Raw genomic sequence first — 19925 nt, 5'->3', positions numbered from 1 at the left:
TGAATTCACAAGAGTATTTTTAGGTATCTAACTTGCTTTATACGTTTTATAAACAAACGGTTAATGAGTTAATATCCTTCACTATATATATTTTTGAGGTACTGAGGTGCTAAGGTGCTAAGGTTCTCAGGTTTTTGTTTAAAAACTTATCTTAACCAAAAAGAGCCAGTTTCACAAAAGTGAAACTGGCTCTTTTATATAAGGTACTAAGGTCTTTTAGTTATAACTCTGGTAAATAGGAAATTTCAAACCTACATAAAGATTACTGCCTTTGGAATTGTTTGAAAATAAGTTGCTAATTAAAGATCCTGAACCAATAAATAAAGGCCCGGCTCTAAAGCCAGTTCCAACTTGAGTTCCGCCATATTCCATCCAGGTCACGGGGAGATAAAAGCTAAATTTTCCATCTTCAAATCTAGGCGTAAACGTAACCGAATTGGCAATTGCAGTGCCGTTTATCTTTTTAGCATCAACCAATCCAAAATCGCCGCTTAAATTCAAATAAAACTTATTATTAATGTTCCAGTCAAAATTCGTGTGCAAAGCAGTTGGCAAGTTGGCTTGTATCCCTTTTCTTGCTGCCGTTTTTACATAATTGGCATCAAAAAACTCAAAAATATTATCGGCATTATCAATATCATCCTGCGTAACTCTACCGGACAGATCGTAGGTGTTTTCGATCATATTTTTATAATTAAGCTTTCCAATATCGGTTATAGAAACTGCGGTTTTAAACTTATAGCGATTTCCTCTGCAAGTATGACAATTAGTACGATACTCATAAGTAAACCCTAAATCAACGCCCACACCAGCCGAAGTTCCATCAAACTTAGGGTCATCACCCTTTTGATAATCATAGCTTGCAGCAGTCTTTAAGGTTCCCGTAGAGTAATATTCGCTCAAAGCCGGATTAACATCATTTTTATTAAAAGCAACACTCAAATTATTTCCGTTAATATAGCCATTTACTCCTGCCATTAAATATTTTAAGGTAATACCGCCTTTTATAAAATGTTCTTCATCATCAAGTAAAATGGTACCATAACTGGCTCCAATCTCTGCCCACGAATTGGTAACGGCATTTGGATTTCCTCCCGTTATTAAAAAACTATTTGAGACATCTATATCCTTATTTACTTCGTCAACAAGCTCACCATTTACATCAACAATATTGGTTACGCTTCGAACACGTGTAAAAAGTGCAACGCTGTGTGCCGGCGTAATATTGAACATAATGGACGGACCTAAAATATCTACATTAAAGTTCCCCCTGTTATTGGCTTTAATATTCTTCTTTCCGTCTCTTTGTAAATCAAAACTGCCATCTAAAATCCCGGCCAAATTTACCCCGTACAAATCATTCTGTCCCGTTGCACTAGCCGAAAATATATTAATATCAACTTTGTGTTTTGAATCAACAACAGTTGATGGATTAAATAACACGGCTTGAATTCCTGCATAATTATCATCCCTAAATCCAAAATACGATTGCCCTTGGGCATAAAAAAAGCTTCCAAAGAAGCAAAATAATAGTAAAGTTCTCTTCATAAATTAGTTTTAAGCAATTGGTTAGTAATCCTTTTATGGTTTAAAAGGCACGCAAATATTAAAAGAAAAATATTGAAAAAAAAGTTTTTTTTGAGAAACAGAGAAGCAAAGATGCAGAGAATCAACGGTTTTAAGATTTTTCTTAGAATTCATAAAAACAAAATATCGCCTATGGTTGCAACCATGGGCGATATTTTGCCAGATGTATTCCGAGAAATGAATGATAAATATTTCATCCCAATAGTTGAAACCATTGACAACGTACAAATTGGGATTAATCCATTTATCATAAAAAAAGCCGAACATAAGTTCGGCTTAAATATTTATAGAATCTGGAGAGATTCCTTTGTACCTCAAATTAAAAAACCTCTGAAGCTTCTTTCAATTTCTCCATGTTGTTCACCAACTGAAGCTCGGCAACAATTTTCTGAATGTCACCATTCATGATGTTTCCTAAATCGTATAAAGTTAAACCAACACGGTGATCGGTTACACGACCTTGTGCGTAGTTGTAAGTACGAATCTTAGCCGAACGGTCACCAGAACTTACCTGAGACGTACGTTTGGTAGCATCTTCAGCTTCTTTCTTAGCCAATTCCTGTTCATACAAACGAGAACGTAAAACCGTTAACGCCTTATCTTTATTTTTATGTTGCGATTTCTGATCCTGACATTGCGCCACTAATCCCGTAGGAATGTGCGTTAAACGTACTGCCGATTTCGTTGTATTTACCGACTGTCCTCCAGGTCCTGACGAACAGAAGAAATCTACACGAACATCGTTCATATCGATTTGTACATCAAACTCTTCTGCTTCCGGTAAAACCATTACCGTTGCTGCCGAGGTATGTACACGACCTTGTGTTTCGGTTTGAGGAACACGTTGTACACGGTGCACACCAGCTTCAAATTTCAGGGTTCCGTAAACATCTTCTCCGGTAACTTCAAAAATAACCTCTTTGAAACCTCCCGAAGTACCTTCGTTCATATCAACCACAGAAGTTCTCCAACCCTGATTTTCACAGTATTTAGTATACATTCTGAATAAATCCCCTGCAAAAATACTAGCTTCGTCCCCACCTGTTCCGGCACGAATCTCCACCATTACATTTTTAGCATCTTCAGGATCTTTAGGAATCAACATAAATTTGATTTCCTCCTCCAGTTGCGGCAAGCGTTCTTTTGCTTCGTCAAGCTGCATTTTGGCCATTTCGGTCATATCTGCATCGCTTCCGTCAGCAATAATTTCGTTTGCTTCGTCAATATTTGCTAAAACAAGAATGTATTCTTCTCTTTTTTCAACCAAAGCTTTGATGCTTTTATATTCCTGGTTGAGTTGCACATAACGTTTTTGATCAGCAATAACATCCGGCTGAATAATCAAATCCGAAATCTCATCAAAACGCTGCTTTACATATTGAAGTCTATCTAACATTTTCTAATTCCTTTTATTGGACTGCAAAATTACAAAATTTTTACGGAAAATTCTAGTATTGATTTTTTGTGTTTTTTAAGGAAAAATTTTAAATAATTTTCAATTGTTTTTTTTATTAAATCAGGTATTTCTACGTAGTGGTAAATTTAATTTATATGCGATGTTTGTTTTTGTATCTAGATACCTGTTTTACTTAAAACTATGTCACTTAGGCTAGGAGCAGGAAATCAATCTTATTTGCAAGTATTATGGTTTTCCGTATGGAAATTAATTTCAAAGAAGTTATGTTTGAAAATTGGTTTAATTGTATTTTACAATAATAATTTATCATTCGAAAAATTAAGCAAGGTTAACCAAATCTAACTTTCTTATAGGACCAAAATTTAAACAAGTTATAATAAAAACAAAATCAATTTTTATGAATGTAATAGATAAAGACAGTTTTTTTAATGCGGTTGAGTCTTTAAAAAAATATAGGAGAGCTGATCTTGTTGATGAAAAAGGAAGAAACCTTCTCGAAAAACTTTATACAGATTTACTTCCAAGTGAGCATATTTTAAAAAAAAGTTTGAAAGACAACACAACTTACTTAGTTGGAAGGAAAGGAACTGGGAAGTCAACAATATTTTTAAGAATTGAACAAGAATTAAGGAAAAAAGATTCTTACCTACCATGCTATATAGATGTTAAAACTGTTTATGAATCTGCTCAAACTGAATACATTAACTTAGACTATCTTACAGAATATCTCGATCCAAAAACATTGCAAAAATACTTAATAGAAAGAAGTTTCCTGCAAAGCGTACTTTCAAGATTATTAGTTGAAATTAATCTTAGATATGACACATTTTTTCAGAATATTCTAGATTCTATTTCGAATACGAAATCAAAAAAAGTAAAAGAAAAAATTGAAGCAATTAAAAATAAAATTGAAGATAATGAAGCTTTAAAAGAAATAGAAATTCCAATAATAAAGAGTATTGCTTTTAACCAAAAAAACTCCAACTCTATATCAAAGGAAAAACAATCTCAAAATGGTTTTGATATAAAAACAGGAATATCTGAAACAGGGATAGACGGCTCACTAAATGTAAATAACAGCTCTTCGAAAAAGGAAGGCCTAAACAATGCCTCTGAAGTTGAAACAAATTTTTCTTCAGTGTATATGCAAATTTTTCAAATAAAAACATTTATAGAAGAAGTTAAAGATGTTTTAAAGGATCTTAATATAAAACATATCGTAATTTTACTAGATGACTTTTCTGAGATCGATGATACTGCAATTGAAACTTTTGTTGATGTATTATTAGCACCTTTAAACAATTGGTCTGAAGAATTCATTAAATTTAAAATTGCTGCTTATCCAAATAGAATTCATTATGGAAAAATTGATCCTGGAAAAATTGATATTATTAATCTTGACTTTTATAATTTATATTCAGAATTTGAAAGGAATAAAATGGAAGAAGGTGCCATTGATTTTACAAAAAGATTAATAGAGAAAAGGATTACTTATTTTACAGGAAAATCTTCAACCGATTATTTTGACACTAGTAGAAACACAATTGAAGAATTTTATGAACTAATCTTCCAAACGTCAATGAATGTACCTAGAATTATAGGTTACATTCTTTCTTATTGTTATCAAAGTAAAATAATTTATGACAAAAAAATAAATAAGAGCGATATAGAATCAGCTGCACAAAAATATTACGAGGACAAAATTGAACCTTTTTTCCATAAAACGACATTTTCATTAATGTCAATGAATGAAAAAATTGACATTCTACAACTGCGAGAATTACTTATAAAATGTACAGAAAAGCTTACTGAGATTAAACGAAAAATTACTAGTGCTGAATATTCAGGTGAATCTTATGTAATAACTTTACCTTTTGCAAGTCATTTTCATTTTATTCCTGAGCTAGAAAAATTCTTGAATACATTGGAGCTAAATTATTTTATAAGTAAATATACTGAGATGAGTGATAAAGATGGGAAATTGATCTCTATCTATTGTATAAATTACGGTTTAGCTGTAAAAAATAATTTGATGTGGGGTAAGCCAAAAGGTTCAAAGCATAGAAAATATTTTATTGAAAGACCCTTTAATTTTAATCCGTTAATAAAAGAATTTCTAGCTTCATCTAAAAGAACGCATTGTGTGAATCCAGAATGCAATCAGACTTTTACACAAGATCAAATCCATTTATTAGAATTTACAAACTACACTTGTAACAAATGTCATAGTAAAGTTATTTCAGAGAGTATAGCTGAAAACATTCAAAATGAGTTAAAACAAATTGAAAATAAAGATTTACTACCACAAACAGATATAAACATAATTATGGAACTTGCTAGTCAAGATAGACCCTTAATTGCGAGAGAAATTGCAGAAGAATTAGATTTATCATCACAGTCCATAGGCCAGAAAAACAAAATGTTAGATTTAAAAAAAGGATTAATAAAAAGAAATAAGGATGTAAATCCATTTTCTTACGAGTTAACTGAGTTAGCGAAAAATATGTATAAATAATAAAATATAGGAAATCAAAAAAACAATAAAAATGAGATTACTAAAAAATGACTGATGCCCCCTCGTCCGATGCGAACATCTCACTCTTGAATACAAACTAAGCAGGTCAAAAAAGTCACATAACAAGAGTAATGATCAGACTACTTTGTGAATTGATATTCTTGTGAGTACTAGTGAAACATTAGCGCCAGCAAAAGACCAAAAAATAAATAAATTTAGACGATATTTAAAAAATAAAATGATGAAAATTTCAAAACATTATTATATTGATGAAGTTAATGTTATAGTTGATGGAAGCTCACCAGAAGTTGTTACTATAACTGGCTCTGGAGCATATGAACCAAACCTAGTAAAAAGATTTGCAGAAAATATGCTACGAGAATCTCATCCCAATTCAAAAATAACATCAATAATTTTAAACCATAAAAATGTGTCGCTGGAAGAGTACCAGATTATAATAGGTAAAAAGCCATCTTGGTTCGGTAATATTGACAAATAAAATTTGAGCCATCAAAGAGCAATTATTTTTTTCTCCCGCTGGCGCGAGCATCCCGCTCGCAAATGCAAAGAACTACACTAAAGTCAACATAAAGAATAAAACCTTAATAACAAACCTCAGCTAAAAAACAAACCACTATGAAACATTTTCTTTTACTTTCTTTTTTATTCATTTTCAGCAACAATTTTGCACAAGAAGCCAAAATAAAAAAGGAAAAATGGCATTGGAACAATGGCCCAAAACAAGACACCGTTATTGGTTATGCTCAGGTTTTAAAAGTTGACAATGTGCTTTACATTTCGGGTGCTGTAACGACTGAATTAACTCCGGCGGGAATCGCAACTGTCTATAACGATTTAAAAGCCTCACTAGCGAGTTATGGTGCCACATTTGCAAATGTTGTAAAAGAAAATTTATACACAACAGATATTGAGACCATGAAAAAGTACAACAACGTTAGAAAAAAATTCTACAATGGTGACTTTCCCGCAGCTACATGGGTACAAGTCGTACAATTATACATGCCAACCGCAAAATTAGAGGTTGAATTGGTTGCACATCTGCCTAAATAATTGGATTAGATTAGAGGTTTAGCGTCCCGCTCTTGAATACAAATAAAATTACCTAAAAAAGTCTCGAGCAATGAAAACGATCAGGCTATTTTAGAAATTAAATAACAGAAATACAATATCAAGCAATAATTACATGGAAGTTATAAACCAAAAATACTACCATATTCAAAGAAATCCAACATGGATTGCAGGAGATGAATATGAATTTGAAGAAAATATGAATCCTTTTTCTGAATATATTTACAAAAATGGAACAAATTGCGAAGGCAGAAATATAAATACAGGTAAAGGTATTTTCCTGAATCCAATAAATATAGCTGACGAAATTTTAAAAGTTAATAAAGACGGACAAGAAAAGGACACTCTTATAAAAGATTATATGGATTATGATCCATATAATGTCATTAAAATACTTAAACAGACCGTAATAGAATTTATGAAATTTTCACGTGAGGAAATTTTTGAAGCTATTCGAAAAGAAAAATTTCCAGAGAAACCTTCCAGAAAAAATTGTATATGGTTAATTGAGGATAATATCGACGCTGTGAATTATTGGTGGGACAAATTAAATAAAAATTCTCAAAAATTATTTGAGGTAGAAATCACAGGAAACATACATATTGCTGATCAAGCCTATCTTGCATTATCTTCTGATCCTTTGAATATTATTAAAGAGAAAGCAGAAGAATATTGGAAGTCAAATAAACCTGAAACATCAACAATGAATGAATGTGTTTTTACAGGAAAGTTAAAAGTCATCAGTGAAAAAGATATTGCTGACTTTCGGAAGACCCCTGCTAGCACGAGCGTCTCGCTCGTGAACGCAAACAAAATAACTTAAAAAAGTCACGAGCAATGAAAACGATCAGACTATTTTAGAAATTAACCTTTAATTAATTCAGTACGTACACAAGCGAGAAGGATTATAAACCGGCTTTAGGAACTGTTCTTATGAAATGTCGCGCATTCTATTATAAAATCTAATTGTAGAAAACATGAATAACGAGAATAACAAAAATGACCAAACCAAAACAAAAATTTTAAATGCCTTAGCATGGGTAGCTGCGGCCTTAATTGCCTTGTTTTCTGCTTACATTTTCTATATAATGGCTCAAAGAGGTTACGAATCTAAAGTCTGGTTACCTATCGCGCAAAAGCATTTTCCAGTTGTTGTTGGATTACCTATGGCAGCGATTACTTCCCTTTTCATCGTTTTAGTTCTAGAGTATGTTTCTGGAAAAATAGAATTTGAGATACCGGGAGTAAAATTTAAAGGCGCAGCCGGGCAAATTATATTTTGGATCATTTGCTTTCTAACAATAGTCTCGTCAATAAAATTGTTATGGGATTTAGAATAAAAAACTTATCCCCGCTGGCACGAGTGAAATGCTCGCACCAGGAAAAGTCTATTTTTTTAAATTCTAAAAATCAAACAAAAACAACTCAAAATGAAAATCTTAAAAACCTTATTTATCTTAGCATTCTTAACATTCTTATCCTGCAAAAAAGAAGACAAATCATTTGAAACTCCCGAAAAAGTGGCTGCCCACACATTCGAAGTTCTTAAAAATATCGATAAAAAAACTAACGAAGAATTCCTGCAAGAAGTAATGACCTATCAGGAGCTTAAAGATTTGGCCAATAACCCAAATGCTAAACTTGGTGAAATTGTAAAAAGCAAGTTCGAATCTGTATCACAGGAAGCGTTTACAGATACTTCAATAAGAGATTTTAATGATATTAAAGAAACTGGTAAAACTTATAATATTGACTGGAGTTCTATAACATTTTCTGAGTTTAAACATTTGGTTATTGAATTTGACAATATGAAAGGTTTAAGAGTAGAAACATATTTCAAAAATAAAGACGGTCAAATTTACTTTGTGAAATCACAATCATTTTATGATGGAAAAGGCTATAGAATCGTAAAATTAGCCGAAATAGTACCAAAAAGGTAATTGAACCCCCGCTGGCGAAAGCGTTCCGCTCGTGAACGCAAACAAAATAACCTAAAAAAGTCACGAGTAATTACAATGATCGGGACTATTATAAAAACGAATCAATTCAGGACATGCACGAACAGAACGCTCGCGCCAGTGGAAGGATTTTAATAAATTAAACACATAAAAAAAACATGGATTACAAAGAAGAATTAGCAAAGCAACTTGAAGAAATTTTCAAAAAAAATGACGAAACTATAATCAATGATAACCTTTCAAAGATTTGTAGAGAACTTGATGGTTATACCGAGAAAATCAAAGATTGTTTATCTAATGATCTAGACTTGTCAGAAGACGATAAAAAAAGAATTGAACAATTGAAAAAAGAATACAATGCAAATATTGACAAATTTAAAAAACTTAAAGGTTTCTAATTTGTTCGAACAACCATTTCTTACAGAGTAATTCCACTCACTGCTGCGAGCGTCGCTTGTGAACGTAAACAAAGTAACCTAAGAAATCACAAGTAATGATAATGATCAAACTATTTTAGAAATTGATCTTAATTAATTCAGAATATACACGAGCCTGCAAGGGAAAAAAAACAATCTTTGTGGGCAGGGCTTACAAATCCATATTATTGGAGGAAGCTATTGAAAGTTCATTTCTTAAAATTAAAAAATTCTATTTATTACCAAAATATGGCAACAATATTTTATTCATGGCAATCTGATTTGCCAAATGCTACCAACAGAACACTAATTCAAAAATGCCTTAAAGCTGCAGTATTAGAAATCAACAATCCTAATCTAGAAATAGAGATTAAAGTGGATCAAGACACACAAGGACTCTCTGGTTCTCCTGATATCGCTCAAAGTTTATTTGAAAAAATTGATAATTCAGAAATATTTGTCTGTGATATAAGTATCATTAATTTTGATCAAGGAAAAAGGAAAATACCAAATCCAAATGTTTTGATAGAGCTTGGATATGCAGCAAAAGCACTTGGTTGGGAAAATGTTATCTGTATTTACAATACCGCATTTGGAGCAATTGAAGATTTACCTTTTGATATAAAACAAAGAAGAATCCTCACATACAGCCTTTCTGAAGGGGAAGACAAAAATTCTACAAAAAATTCGTTAGAAAACAGTTTAAAATCATCAATAAATCGAATTCTTGACGCTGGAGAGCCTAAATTAAAACGTGAACTCTTAACCATATTTAACGATATAAATCCAGAAATAATTAAGTTCGTCAAAGCTGGCCAAAAAACTATTTCAATTAATGTAAATTTTCTCCATACTTCTGAATTACATAAACATAAAAGAAACAAACATTTCAAAGAAGTAATTGAGATGACTCCTAATAGAAATATATTAGGTAATAACACTTCTGGCAATGGAGGATTAAACGATATAGGGCCAGGACAATTAGATGGCTACGATTTTACTTTTAAGGGTGAATGGTAATAAATAAGAAAATAGCTTCACGAGCGGGACGTTCGCGCTAGCAGGTGGGGTAAACCTATTTTAAGGCAAAACAAGTATTTCCAATCTTACGAATAAACTTGTATGCAAAACATGCTTTATGTAAATTCGTTTAAAAATCTAAAAACCATGAATAACTTTCCAGACCAACTAGATCAAAATTTAAAAAATGACATTGCAACATTTAACAGTGAAGCAAAATATGAAAAGATTAGAAAACTCTATAAAGATAACTTTGCTAAGATCGTTAAGTTAATTGATGAATTTAATCCAAAAGGAGCTATTGAAGATATCAGTAATTTAGATGATTCTTTATCTACATTAATTAATTCAGAAATTCTCTTACTTAAAGAAATCAACAGAGCTATTAAAGAGTTAAAATTACTTGAGCAAGATATTCTTTAAACAAATCATCGTTTACGAATTCTACTTACTTCAAACTCATAATTAATTTTACAAAACAAGAATGCGCAAAAGTCTCCAAAAGACATTTGCGCATTCTTATTATAAAAATTCTCTTTCGAGGTTATTACTTTTCTTTCAGTACTTTTTCTAAATACTCGACTTTTTCTTTTTCGGCTTTCACCAATTCTTTTTCAGCCAGTACCAAACGTTCGTATAGTTCAACTACTTTATCAAGCGGATTGAAAGTACAGGTATTATGATTGCTTCCAAAAAAATTACCGTGACTTTCATTAAAAGTATTGAAATAATTAAAAACCGCCTCTTCCGAAAAATTCTTAATCGCTTCAGGGCTTACACCAAGCGCTTTTGCTATTTCGATCAATTTATTTTCATCTACATTTTCGCTGTTTTCAATAGTCGAAATACTCTGCTGGCTAATTCCTAAAGCCTGCGCCAAAGCTTCCTGCTTCATGTCTTTCAGTTCTCTTATTCGGCTAATGTTTCTGCCGATGTGTTTTGGTTTTAATGCTGTGCTCATACATCAAAGATATTTAAAAAAACTTTATAAACGGATCTCCAAAATAAAATACAAAACTGTTTGGGTACGATACAATCCAATTTACATTTCACTACAAATATACATTTTTATATAAGCTTTTTCTTGCGTTTTTTATTTTCCTCTCGCTGATGAATGCAATGATAAAGAACAAAGCGATCTGAAGGACATTTAAGAACTATCTTAACACAAAAACACATATCAACCTATTAATAAGACAATTAAAAACGAAAACACTCTTTTTCAAGTAAAACTACTTACTCCAAATTGAACTGATCTGTTTAACTTTACAGGACTTGCAGAAAACAGCCTGAACCACTAAAAATTAAATAATGACAGAGGATACAGACGAATCTTTAGATAATATTCCAAAATCTCAAGCTGAAAACCAACCAGAAGATTGTTTTCAACCAGAAAACACAACAACTATCCCTGATCAAGAAAGTGAAAATATGGAAGTTCATCATCACACTCACCCGGCCCATGAGAAAAAAAAGTGGAAAGATTATTTCTGGGAGTTTTTAATGCTTTTTCTTGCTGTTTTCTGCGGATTTTTAGCCGAATATTATTTAGAACATCGCATCGAAGCCGACAGAGAAGAAGTATATGTTCACTCTCTGCTTGAAGATCTTCAGAAGGATAAAACAAATTTAACTTTCGTTATAACAGAGTTTCAGTCTGTAGATAAAAGCTTAGACACCATTTTGAAAATGTATCCTAAGCTTTCAATAGGCTACAATGAAACACTACACAGAAATCTTTGGGATGTTAGTTCCTATTATCCGGATTTTATTTATTCGGACAGAACCATGCAGCAACTGAAAAATTCTGGTGCGATGCGTCTGATACACAATAAAAAAGTAGCTGACGGAATTGTAAATTATGATTCAAAAGTTAGAGACCTAATGAGTATTGATATACCATTTTTAAACATTGAATTTGAAAATTCAAAACAATTAAGGCGTCAATTATTTGATAGGCAAGATTTAGAAATAGACTGGAAAACCAAATCAATCGCTGAAATGGAAAACGGAACTAAAAATTATCTCTTATCAAACGATAAAGCATTACTTGGACAATACAACAATACTTTGAGAGACCTTAAAAATCAATACAAAATGATAACGAAAAAAGAAATATCAATAAAAAATGATGCCGATAGACTAATTTCATTAATAAAAAAAGAATATCATCTTGAGTAAAAACAAATAACAGCTTTACACCCTCACGAATCCCTCGCTGGCGCGAACGGAGCAGAATTATTTAAATTAACCTAATTTCTTCACTTATGACAGAAAATCTAAAAACAACACTGGTAGCCGGGTTTTTCACCATAGTTGGTGCAACTGCAGGGACTTTTATTTCCGGTTTGTCTCAAATAAAACTTGCTGAAAGAAAATTCAATTCCGACTTAATTATGAAAGCCTTAGAGTCAAATTCTGCTGAAGAAAGGCTGGGATCCTTAAATTTACTTCTCGAAACAAATCTTTTAAAGGATAATGACATAAAAGACGGAGTAGCCAAATATGCAAAAGCACATAAAAATGAACCTTCTTCAATTCCGCAAATTAAAAATTCAAATCAATTTGAAACTCCAACAATTTCAAATTCAAGAATTTACCTTCTTTGCGGAAATAGGACTAAAGAAGCTCTTTTCCCTAAATATAAAGAGGAATTACTATCTGCAGGCTTTCAGATTTTAGGCTCAAAATTCATTAATGATCCAGGAAGACCTTCATATGAAGAGGTCAGGTATTTTAATAGTTCAGATGCAAAACAAGCAGAAAAAATTGCCGAAGTTTTAAAGTTCAAATTATCTATTCCTGAGCTTAAAGCAACGCAATATCCTGATAATACCGCAAAACCCGGATATATTGAAATATGGTTTGGGAAATAATAATTCGCTACTTATAAGCCTGTAAATTCGGATAAATATAGATCGTTCCTACAGAACTTTAAAAACTTTGAATTCCTTTTTCAACGAATTTTAATCCGTTGAAAAAGGAATCATTACTAATGGAATTCAATTCAAGTAACAGCTCCAGCTCTGCGAAATGTTTCAAAAGCTATGCAAAATATCCTGTCCTCATAGTTACTCTTTGAAATGTTTATTCTTCCCATTACTTCCCTTCTACTAGAAAATTATAAAACCTAAACTTCACTGTGACAAAATGAAAATCAAAATTGTCACAACAATAAAACTGTGCCCCAACAATACAAAGTCTACTGACTTCGTACCACCCGCAGCAGCTTCCTGCTATTCACTACATCATTTATACAAAATGTTTTTCATTGAGTTAGATATTTCGTTTACCTAAAAAGAATATCGCTTCAATCAGGATTGTGGAAATTGATTCAAAAGTTCAATTACGGATTTCCGTAAAATACCTGAATCATAAGAAGTTAGTTTTGGATAAATATTTACAAAGCCATTTTTTAAACTTATATAAATCCTCAAACAATAAAAAACTAATACCACAAAAATATGAATGATCTTATAACAAACGGAAGCGAAATCAAACTAAGAATTATTTCTGAAATAAACAATGCTAAAGAATGCATCTATATTGCAATGGCTTGGTTTACTGACAGAGATATTGCAATGGCAATCATTGAAGCAAAAAACAAAAATGTACTTGTTGATATCATTCTTTCTTCAAATCTTCAAAACGAAACTGTAAAATTAATGCTAAAAGGTGCAGACATCAGTGTTCACGCTTTTGAAACGGGAGACACTAGAGGTGTAATGAATCATAAATTTTGTCTCATAGACAATAAAATTTCAATTAACGGTTCGTACAATTATTCTATCAATGCAAGCCACAACAACGTTGAAAATATTCAAGTCTCAGATGACATTGCGACTTACTCTAACTTCTTATCAGAATTTGAGCGTTTAAAATATAATATTGATCACAATATTGGTGTAAATATTAATGTCTCCCCCCCTCTTCCCATTCCACAAGTTCATGCATCACAGTCTATAAATATTATAGACACTTTTTCGCAACAATTGCATAATCTCGTTTATTCGGCTGCACATATTAGCACGGAAGAATACAAAAAGAAAGGATATGAAAATTCAAAAGAAAGTCACGGAAGTATTGATATTTTCAGAACCGAATATCTTACCATCAAAGAGGAAATTAAAACTTATGCAACGGACGATGGTTTAAACAATAAAAAAAACATCTTAACTTCTAACATCACAAACGCCTTTGAAAGGACAAAAGAAAATCTGGAAATAGAGAAACAAGATAAAATAACGCTTGAGAAAAGAAATAATGAACTTGAGAAACGACAAGTTAAAGATAAAATAGCCGAATTAAAACAAGAGAAATCCATTTTAGAATCAGGCAACCAAAATACTGGTGAAAAAGGATTATTGCAAATCAATAAGGAAGTTGAAAAAAATAAACTTGAAAGAAGAGCATTGGAACAATCTTTCATAATAAAAAAGTTTTGGACGATCGGTACTATATTAGTGCTATTTGCATTAGCCGTGTTTGTTTTTTATCTATCAATCTTTTTTGCTTCAGCTATTTATAAAGTATTTTTTGAAAGTAATGCAATACGTTATTCTTTACAAGCTGGAATAAATCCAGGGATTCCACAACTTGTTGATGCAAATGCCATAATTAAAATATTTAAGCAACAAGGTCCTTTATTCGGATTTATTGCTGCACTTTTCTTTCTTATTCCCATTTTATTGTCAAATCTAAAAATTCTCGGAAGTGAAAATAAGATTGTAAATAATCTTTTGTTTTGGGTTGGCTTAATAATATTTGACTTGGTAGTCTCAACTATGGTAGCATTCAATACAGACGAAATAAAAGGTTTATTAGTGGGAAGAGAATCAAAAATGCAAATTTGGGAGGTTGTACATCATGGCGAGTTTTATTTGATTTTTGCATTTGGAATGTTTCCTCTAATACTTACACATTTTCTAATTGATTTTATAATCAATGCCTATAAAAAGTCGCAAAGAGAAATTGTTGATGCTGAAAAAAACAGAAAAATTCAATTTTTGGATGAAGAAATGCTGGAATTAAACACAGATAAAGAATCACTTACAGGCAAAATCAAAGAAAATGAAGATTTGACTAATGAAAGTAGCGCTAAAATTCTGAATTTGGAAACAGAAATAAATAATTATGAAAATCAAATTGAACATAAATATACCGAATTACAAAAACAAATTAAGATCATATTTGATGACCTTAATGCCAAAATAATAAGCGGTAAACTCTTTACGGATGTAATCTTCGACAGTGTCATTGCTGCCTATAAATCAGGCTTTATAGAGCATCTTCCAAAATATTATGCTACAGATGAAGTAGCAAACAGAGTCAAAGAAATAGAACAAACAACAATAATATAATAGCTCATGAAAAAAAACATACTCCTTTGTTCTGCTTTACTCATGTTATTATCATGTACTCAGGAACATACAAAAACGCAACTTGTCTACCAAAATATAGTCATTATTTCAGATCTATCAAGTCGCATAAACAATAAGCAATGTAAAGATATAGATGAAATTCATAAAATACTTCATTTTTTTAAAACTGAATGTGTTAAACCTGGCGAAAAAATTGGAGATCAATCATCTATCTCCTTTTCTCCATTTTCAGAGAAAACTATTACATCTATTGATATAGGCAAAATTAAAGGTTTCAAAGAAAAACAACGTTTTATAAATTCTACAGAAGAATACAGAAACAAGGGATTGGCACAAAAATTACTTGATTTTCAAAGAGATGTCAAATTTACCTATACAAACACACACAATGACGGATTAGACTTAATTAGTATTTTAAGTGAAAAAATTGCAAACGAACCGATCACTAAAAAAGATACTATTTTAACTGATGGTATAGATACCACATTAGTAAAATACAACAACCATCTTTATGTTTTCACAGATGGCTATTTAGAATACATCGACAACAAAAGAAATAGTCAATTCTATTTTAGCAATTCTGAAATAGACAAAGTAAGGCAATTTTGTAAAACTAATAATGTTGATATATCCAAAGCACTCGAAATAAATAGCTCGTTATCCTTGCCTCCTAATAAAAGTATTAAAAATCAATACATCAATCTTCATGTACTAGAAACACACGAAAGAGATAAAAATGATAAATTACAATCTTACAAGTATCCTAAAGGACAAAGAGATAATGAAATTCTACAAGCTGTTTGGAAAAAATGGGCAATGGAAAGCGGTTTTAAGAGTTTTGAATGGAAAAAATATTAAGGAAAACTCATAAAAAAGTATTCGAATATTTGAGCCACGATAGCGCGGATCCCTTCAGAGAAGTCTCCCGACTTTAAACTTACTCTAATCAATCACCAAGAAAAGTAAAACTATTTTAAAGGGAATATAGTAACCGGGTACGAAGTCAAGAGGCTTCGTACCTGAAATACCCAAAAACTGTCTGTAAAATGAGTTCATATTTATAATACCGAACTCCTGTACCATAATATAATACCTCCAGCCCCTTTATTCACTACATATTTGCATAGATTTTAAAAATTAAAAAAACGCAAATATGTACAAAGTAATTTCAACGTTCAGATTTCTCTTTTCGATAAGCATTTGTTTTTGCTTGTTTTCTACCCTTGTTTTTTCGCAAAACAAAATCCTATTTGTAGTTTCCAATCAAGATTATTATGGAGCTTCAAAAATTAGAACTGCCAATCACTTTGGGGAGATTGCAGTGCCATACGATGTATTCACAAAATCAGGTTTTACGGTAGATTTTGTGAGCCCTAAAGGCGGAGCTGTCCCAATTGGCTATATCAATGCTTCGGATAGTATTCATAAAAAATTCCTTTACAATCCTTTTTTCATGAATAAACTCAAAAATACGATGAAACCCACCGAAATTGTTCCTGAAAATTATGGTGCTATTTTTTATGGCGGCGGTGGTGCGGCTATGTTTGGTGTAGCAGAAAACATTGCAATTCAAAATCTTGCAAGACAAATTTACGCCAATAACGGAGTCGTTTCGGCTATTTGTCACGGTACGGCTGGTTTGGCCTATTTGAAAGACGCCTCAGGTAAATCACTTTATGCGGGCAGAAAAATAACCGGTTTTGCAGATCAATTTGAAGACAAAGAAGAGGAATATTACAAAACGTTTCCCTTTGCCATTGATCAGGCCATTAAAAAAAATGAAGGCAACTTTGTACATGCCGATAAATTAGGAGAAGGCTTTTATGTTACAGATGGCCGTTTTGTAACGGGGCAAGACCCCAGCGCCGGATCAAAAATGGCATCTGAAATAATCAATCTTATCGAAAAAAATAAACTTGCTGCACAACCTGAACCAATTAAAAATTTGGATAAAGTATTCTCGGAGTGGGATAAGTCTTCGGCTAAATTGGGCGTGGCGGCAGGTCTACTAAAAAAGGGTCAAATCGTGTATTTAAAAGGTTTTGGAAGTGCAGATATAACTCACGAAATCCCCATTAATACGGATACTAAATTTCAAATAGGAGCTATGGCCAAGCAATTTACTGCCTTTGCTGTTTTGTTATTGGAAGAACAAGGAAAATTGTCTTTATCTGATGATGTACGCAAATATATTCCACAACTACCCAATTTTGGATCTAAAATCACCATAAAACATTTATTAAGTCAGTCCAGTGGTTTACACGATTTTTTAGCTCTGAAAGAAATTGCAGGCTGGAGAGAGAAAGATGTTTTTACACAAAAAGACGCTTTAGATTTAATTTTCCGTCAAAAAAAATTAGATTATGAGGCAGGAACAAAATTTTCACATACTTCTTCCGGACTTATTTTATTAGCCGAAGTAGTTAAACAAGTTACTGGTCAAACTCTTGCTGAATTTTCTCAGGAGCATATTTTTCAACCTTTGAAGATGACCAACACCCTACTTCGTGATGATAATGAAATGATAATACCCGACGCAGCTGTTTCGTATCAAACCACTAAAAAAGGATTGAAAAATAACCTCATCAATCATTCCATTGTAGGAACGACCAATCTTTATACTTCGGCAGCCGATTTGAGCCGCTGGTATCTTAATTTTGAAAATCCCAAAGTTGGCAGTAAAAAACTGATTGAAAAACTAACTTCTCCGGTTACTTTAAATGATGGTAAAACTACTTTTAATCCAACCTTAGGAAGATTGCTATATGGACAGCAGTACCTACATGCAGAACGTGGTGTTCCAAAAATTTGGACGTATGGTTTAGATGGCGGTTATGCAAGTAATATTTTCATATTCCCCAATCAAAAAGTTACTTCGTTTGTACTTGGAAACAACAACAGATATAATGGCAGTCTTGCTATGAATATGGCTGTTGAAGTACTCGAAAATACTTTTACTCAACCGCCCAGCATTGATTTCAGTAAGCTAAAAACTGTTAAACTATCCGGCAAACTTTTAGAAACCTATTCAGGGAACTACTGGGATAATGAAAGAATGTCCGGACGCAGGATTTATGTGAAAAATGACACTTTACGCTATCAGGAATTGGGCAATGCCAATGAAAGTAAATTAGTCCCTATAGCAGAAAATAAATTTCAAATGGTAATTGATGGAGATGATGTGATTATGGTTCAATTTCGCAAGGAAAATGGCAATTTGAAAATGGTTTACACTTCTGGTGAAAGCGATGAGTATGTTTATGAATACTACAGCCCTAAAACCTATTCTGCGACTGATCTGGATGAATTTTCAGGAACCTATTACTCACAGGATTTAAAAGTAAGTTATATTCTGACTCAAAATGAAAATGGCTTATTTACAAACAATAAAAATCAGCCTCTTATCAATTTAACTCCTATTCAGTCAGATCTGTTTCTAAGTAGTGCCCGCAATTTAGGTGGTATTCGGTTTATTCGTGATAAGCAGCAAAAAATTACAGGATTTTACATTAATTCTGACAGGATTAAGAATTTACTTTTTGAAAAAATCTAAAATTATGGTGCGAATCTAAAAATTCTGTGATACCAACCGATTTCGTACAGCAGTTTAATTAAAATTAAAAACCTGAAAAATGAGTCCGTTTGTATAATATCGGACTCCTGAATCATACATTTAGAGCTCCAGGCGATTTCTTAATCCCATATTTGTAGTCTCCAATCAAGTCCGGAGGTTCCTCACAGTGAGATGATCTCCATCCTTAAATGGAAAACGAGATCTAGAATTTGCGGTTTAATTTAAGGCGTTTTGGTTAATCCAAATAATCAGCTTAATTTAGTTCTCAAACCATTTGTACTGGCGAGATGTTAGCCGACATTGCACACAAAAAAAGAAGAAAATAGATTTAACGAATAAAGAATAGTGTGAAAACAAATTTGAAAACAATTGTTACTTTAATAATTTTCTCTTGCGTAATTTGTCTAAAATCATTTGGTCAGAATACGGCGAAAATCGAAATTAAAAAGATTGAACCAGTCAAAAAAAATGACAATTACACCATTCAATGGTTAATCGTCTTTAATACAAAAAAAGAGATTTTATTGATGAAAGATAAATATGGATGGAAAACACCAGTACTACGTTCTAATGAAAATTTATCTTTGAAAAAAGGTATCGATAGTTTAGTAAGACCTATTGGTATTTCAATCCATAAATTAAGACTAGCTGGTCTGACAACCTACCAATATAGCGGACTTAAAGACAATCAAACGGTGTCTTTTAGAAGCTATTATACTGCCAAACTCAAAGATGGAGAAATTGTGCAACCAAAAGACAAAGACAAGCAATATAAATGGTTACCTATTGAGGAAGCGCTGCAGTTAATCGAAATGCAACCTTTAAAAACTGAATTAAATCAAATACTTAAAAATCCTAAAAGCATCTGGGGTGGTTCATTTATGATGATTTTTGAAGATGAAAAACTCAAAACTTTTAAACAAACGGAACCATTTTATGAATTATGAAACTAAAAATAACGAACGGCT

18 protein-coding genes are annotated in these 19925 nt (G+C 32.1%); 15 read left to right on the top strand and 3 right to left on the bottom strand.

The window, feature by feature from the left end; all coding sequences use genetic code 11:
* Positions 1-216: 216 nt before the first annotated feature.
* Together AC3IS6_RS12580 and prfA are read right to left on the bottom strand one after the other, a co-directional pair.
* A complete protein-coding gene (locus tag AC3IS6_RS12580; RefSeq protein ID WP_489159790.1) occupies positions 217-1548 on the bottom strand; it encodes a DUF5723 family protein in 1332 nt (443 codons plus the stop codon).
* 358 nt (positions 1549-1906) lie between these two features.
* The gene (gene prfA, locus AC3IS6_RS12575) at positions 1907-2983 is read right to left on the bottom strand and encodes a peptide chain release factor 1 (RefSeq protein ID WP_263360290.1); all 1077 of its coding nucleotides are present in this window, start codon (positions 2981-2983) and stop codon (positions 1907-1909) included.
* A gap of 418 nt (positions 2984-3401) precedes the next feature.
* Here prfA and AC3IS6_RS12570 point away from each other — a divergent pair, with 418 nt between their 5' ends.
* The 9 genes from AC3IS6_RS12570 to AC3IS6_RS12530 all read left to right on the top strand — a co-directional run bounded on the left by AC3IS6_RS12570 (position 3402) and on the right by AC3IS6_RS12530 (position 10425).
* Positions 3402-5519, top strand: a complete 2118-nt coding sequence (locus AC3IS6_RS12570; protein WP_489159788.1) for a winged helix-turn-helix domain-containing protein — start codon at positions 3402-3404, stop codon at positions 5517-5519.
* A 163-nt stretch (positions 5520-5682) separates the two neighbouring features.
* On the top strand, positions 5683-6018 hold the full coding sequence (locus AC3IS6_RS12565) for a hypothetical protein (protein ID WP_489159786.1): 336 nt from the start codon (positions 5683-5685) through the stop codon (positions 6016-6018).
* A gap of 137 nt (positions 6019-6155) precedes the next feature.
* On the top strand, positions 6156-6590 hold the full coding sequence (locus tag AC3IS6_RS12560) for a RidA family protein (protein WP_489159784.1): 435 nt from the start codon (positions 6156-6158) through the stop codon (positions 6588-6590).
* A gap of 133 nt (positions 6591-6723) precedes the next feature.
* A complete protein-coding gene (locus AC3IS6_RS12555) occupies positions 6724-7431 on the top strand; it encodes a DUF2441 domain-containing protein (protein WP_489159783.1) in 708 nt (235 codons plus the stop codon).
* Positions 7432-7585: 154 nt separating this feature from the next.
* The gene (locus AC3IS6_RS12550) at positions 7586-7948 is read left to right on the top strand and encodes a hypothetical protein (RefSeq protein ID WP_070906933.1); all 363 of its coding nucleotides are present in this window, start codon (positions 7586-7588) and stop codon (positions 7946-7948) included.
* A gap of 90 nt (positions 7949-8038) precedes the next feature.
* Entirely contained in the window at positions 8039-8548 is a 510-nt protein-coding gene (locus tag AC3IS6_RS12545) for a hypothetical protein (protein WP_285225305.1), read from the top strand.
* 176 nt (positions 8549-8724) lie between these two features.
* Positions 8725-8964: a hypothetical protein gene (locus AC3IS6_RS12540; protein ID WP_489159780.1), complete on the top strand. Its 240-nt coding sequence runs from the start codon at positions 8725-8727 to the stop codon at positions 8962-8964.
* A 267-nt stretch (positions 8965-9231) separates the two neighbouring features.
* Positions 9232-10002 (top strand): hypothetical protein, encoded by a 771-nt coding sequence (locus AC3IS6_RS12535; RefSeq protein WP_489159778.1) that lies wholly within the window; start codon positions 9232-9234, stop codon positions 10000-10002.
* 147 nt (positions 10003-10149) lie between these two features.
* Positions 10150-10425 carry a hypothetical protein gene (locus AC3IS6_RS12530; protein ID WP_489159776.1) on the top strand — a complete coding sequence of 92 codons (276 nt, stop codon included), beginning with the start codon at positions 10150-10152 and terminating at the stop codon, positions 10423-10425.
* A gap of 124 nt (positions 10426-10549) precedes the next feature.
* On the opposite strand, the gene AC3IS6_RS12525 is transcribed toward AC3IS6_RS12530, so the two are convergent.
* Positions 10550-10963: a helix-turn-helix domain-containing protein gene (locus tag AC3IS6_RS12525; protein ID WP_489159774.1), complete on the bottom strand. Its 414-nt coding sequence runs from the start codon at positions 10961-10963 to the stop codon at positions 10550-10552.
* 350 nt (positions 10964-11313) lie between these two features.
* Between AC3IS6_RS12525 and AC3IS6_RS12520 the strand changes: the two genes are divergently transcribed.
* From AC3IS6_RS12520 to AC3IS6_RS12495, 6 genes are all read left to right on the top strand, one after another.
* Entirely contained in the window at positions 11314-12183 is an 870-nt protein-coding gene (locus tag AC3IS6_RS12520; protein ID WP_489159772.1) for a hypothetical protein, read from the top strand.
* 86 nt (positions 12184-12269) lie between these two features.
* Positions 12270-12878, top strand: a complete 609-nt coding sequence (locus tag AC3IS6_RS12515; RefSeq protein WP_489159770.1) for a hypothetical protein — start codon at positions 12270-12272, stop codon at positions 12876-12878.
* Positions 12879-13466: 588 nt separating this feature from the next.
* Positions 13467-15362: a phospholipase D-like domain-containing protein gene (locus AC3IS6_RS12510; protein WP_489159768.1), complete on the top strand. Its 1896-nt coding sequence runs from the start codon at positions 13467-13469 to the stop codon at positions 15360-15362.
* Between the two features lie 6 nt (positions 15363-15368).
* On the top strand, positions 15369-16241 hold the full coding sequence (locus AC3IS6_RS12505) for a hypothetical protein (RefSeq protein WP_489159766.1): 873 nt from the start codon (positions 15369-15371) through the stop codon (positions 16239-16241).
* Positions 16242-16536: 295 nt separating this feature from the next.
* A complete protein-coding gene (locus AC3IS6_RS12500; protein WP_489159764.1) occupies positions 16537-18936 on the top strand; it encodes a serine hydrolase in 2400 nt (799 codons plus the stop codon).
* A 368-nt stretch (positions 18937-19304) separates the two neighbouring features.
* Complete coding sequence (locus AC3IS6_RS12495; RefSeq protein ID WP_489159763.1) at positions 19305-19904, top strand: NUDIX hydrolase; 600 nt, start codon at positions 19305-19307, stop codon at positions 19902-19904.
* Positions 19905-19925: the final 21 nt, after the last annotated feature.

Source organism: Flavobacterium sp. KH_035, assembly GCF_057839565.1.
Note: the sequence above shows the minus strand (reverse complement) of the source record. Positions and strands in the feature narration are given on the sequence as shown.

Excerpts from the sequence above, each read along its gene's own strand:
- AC3IS6_RS12580 (WP_489159790.1), bottom strand. The coding sequence starts at position 1,548 with ATGAAGAGAACTTTACTATTATTTTGCTTCTTTGGAAGCTTTTTTTAT.
- prfA (WP_263360290.1), bottom strand. The coding sequence starts at position 2,983 with ATGTTAGATAGACTTCAATATGTAAAGCAGCGTTTTGATGAGATTTCG.
- AC3IS6_RS12570 (WP_489159788.1), top strand. The coding sequence starts at position 3,402 with ATGAATGTAATAGATAAAGACAGTTTTTTTAATGCGGTTGAGTCTTTA.
- AC3IS6_RS12560 (WP_489159784.1), top strand. The coding sequence starts at position 6,156 with ATGAAACATTTTCTTTTACTTTCTTTTTTATTCATTTTCAGCAACAAT.
- AC3IS6_RS12555 (WP_489159783.1), top strand. The coding sequence starts at position 6,724 with ATGGAAGTTATAAACCAAAAATACTACCATATTCAAAGAAATCCAACA.
- AC3IS6_RS12550 (WP_070906933.1), top strand. The coding sequence starts at position 7,586 with ATGAATAACGAGAATAACAAAAATGACCAAACCAAAACAAAAATTTTA.
- AC3IS6_RS12545 (WP_285225305.1), top strand. The coding sequence starts at position 8,039 with ATGAAAATCTTAAAAACCTTATTTATCTTAGCATTCTTAACATTCTTA.
- AC3IS6_RS12540 (WP_489159780.1), top strand. The coding sequence starts at position 8,725 with ATGGATTACAAAGAAGAATTAGCAAAGCAACTTGAAGAAATTTTCAAA.
- AC3IS6_RS12535 (WP_489159778.1), top strand. The coding sequence starts at position 9,232 with ATGGCAACAATATTTTATTCATGGCAATCTGATTTGCCAAATGCTACC.
- AC3IS6_RS12530 (WP_489159776.1), top strand. The coding sequence starts at position 10,150 with ATGAATAACTTTCCAGACCAACTAGATCAAAATTTAAAAAATGACATT.
- AC3IS6_RS12525 (WP_489159774.1), bottom strand. The coding sequence starts at position 10,963 with ATGAGCACAGCATTAAAACCAAAACACATCGGCAGAAACATTAGCCGA.
- AC3IS6_RS12520 (WP_489159772.1), top strand. The coding sequence starts at position 11,314 with ATGACAGAGGATACAGACGAATCTTTAGATAATATTCCAAAATCTCAA.
- AC3IS6_RS12515 (WP_489159770.1), top strand. The coding sequence starts at position 12,270 with ATGACAGAAAATCTAAAAACAACACTGGTAGCCGGGTTTTTCACCATA.
- AC3IS6_RS12510 (WP_489159768.1), top strand. The coding sequence starts at position 13,467 with ATGAATGATCTTATAACAAACGGAAGCGAAATCAAACTAAGAATTATT.
- AC3IS6_RS12505 (WP_489159766.1), top strand. The coding sequence starts at position 15,369 with ATGAAAAAAAACATACTCCTTTGTTCTGCTTTACTCATGTTATTATCA.
- AC3IS6_RS12500 (WP_489159764.1), top strand. The coding sequence starts at position 16,537 with ATGTACAAAGTAATTTCAACGTTCAGATTTCTCTTTTCGATAAGCATT.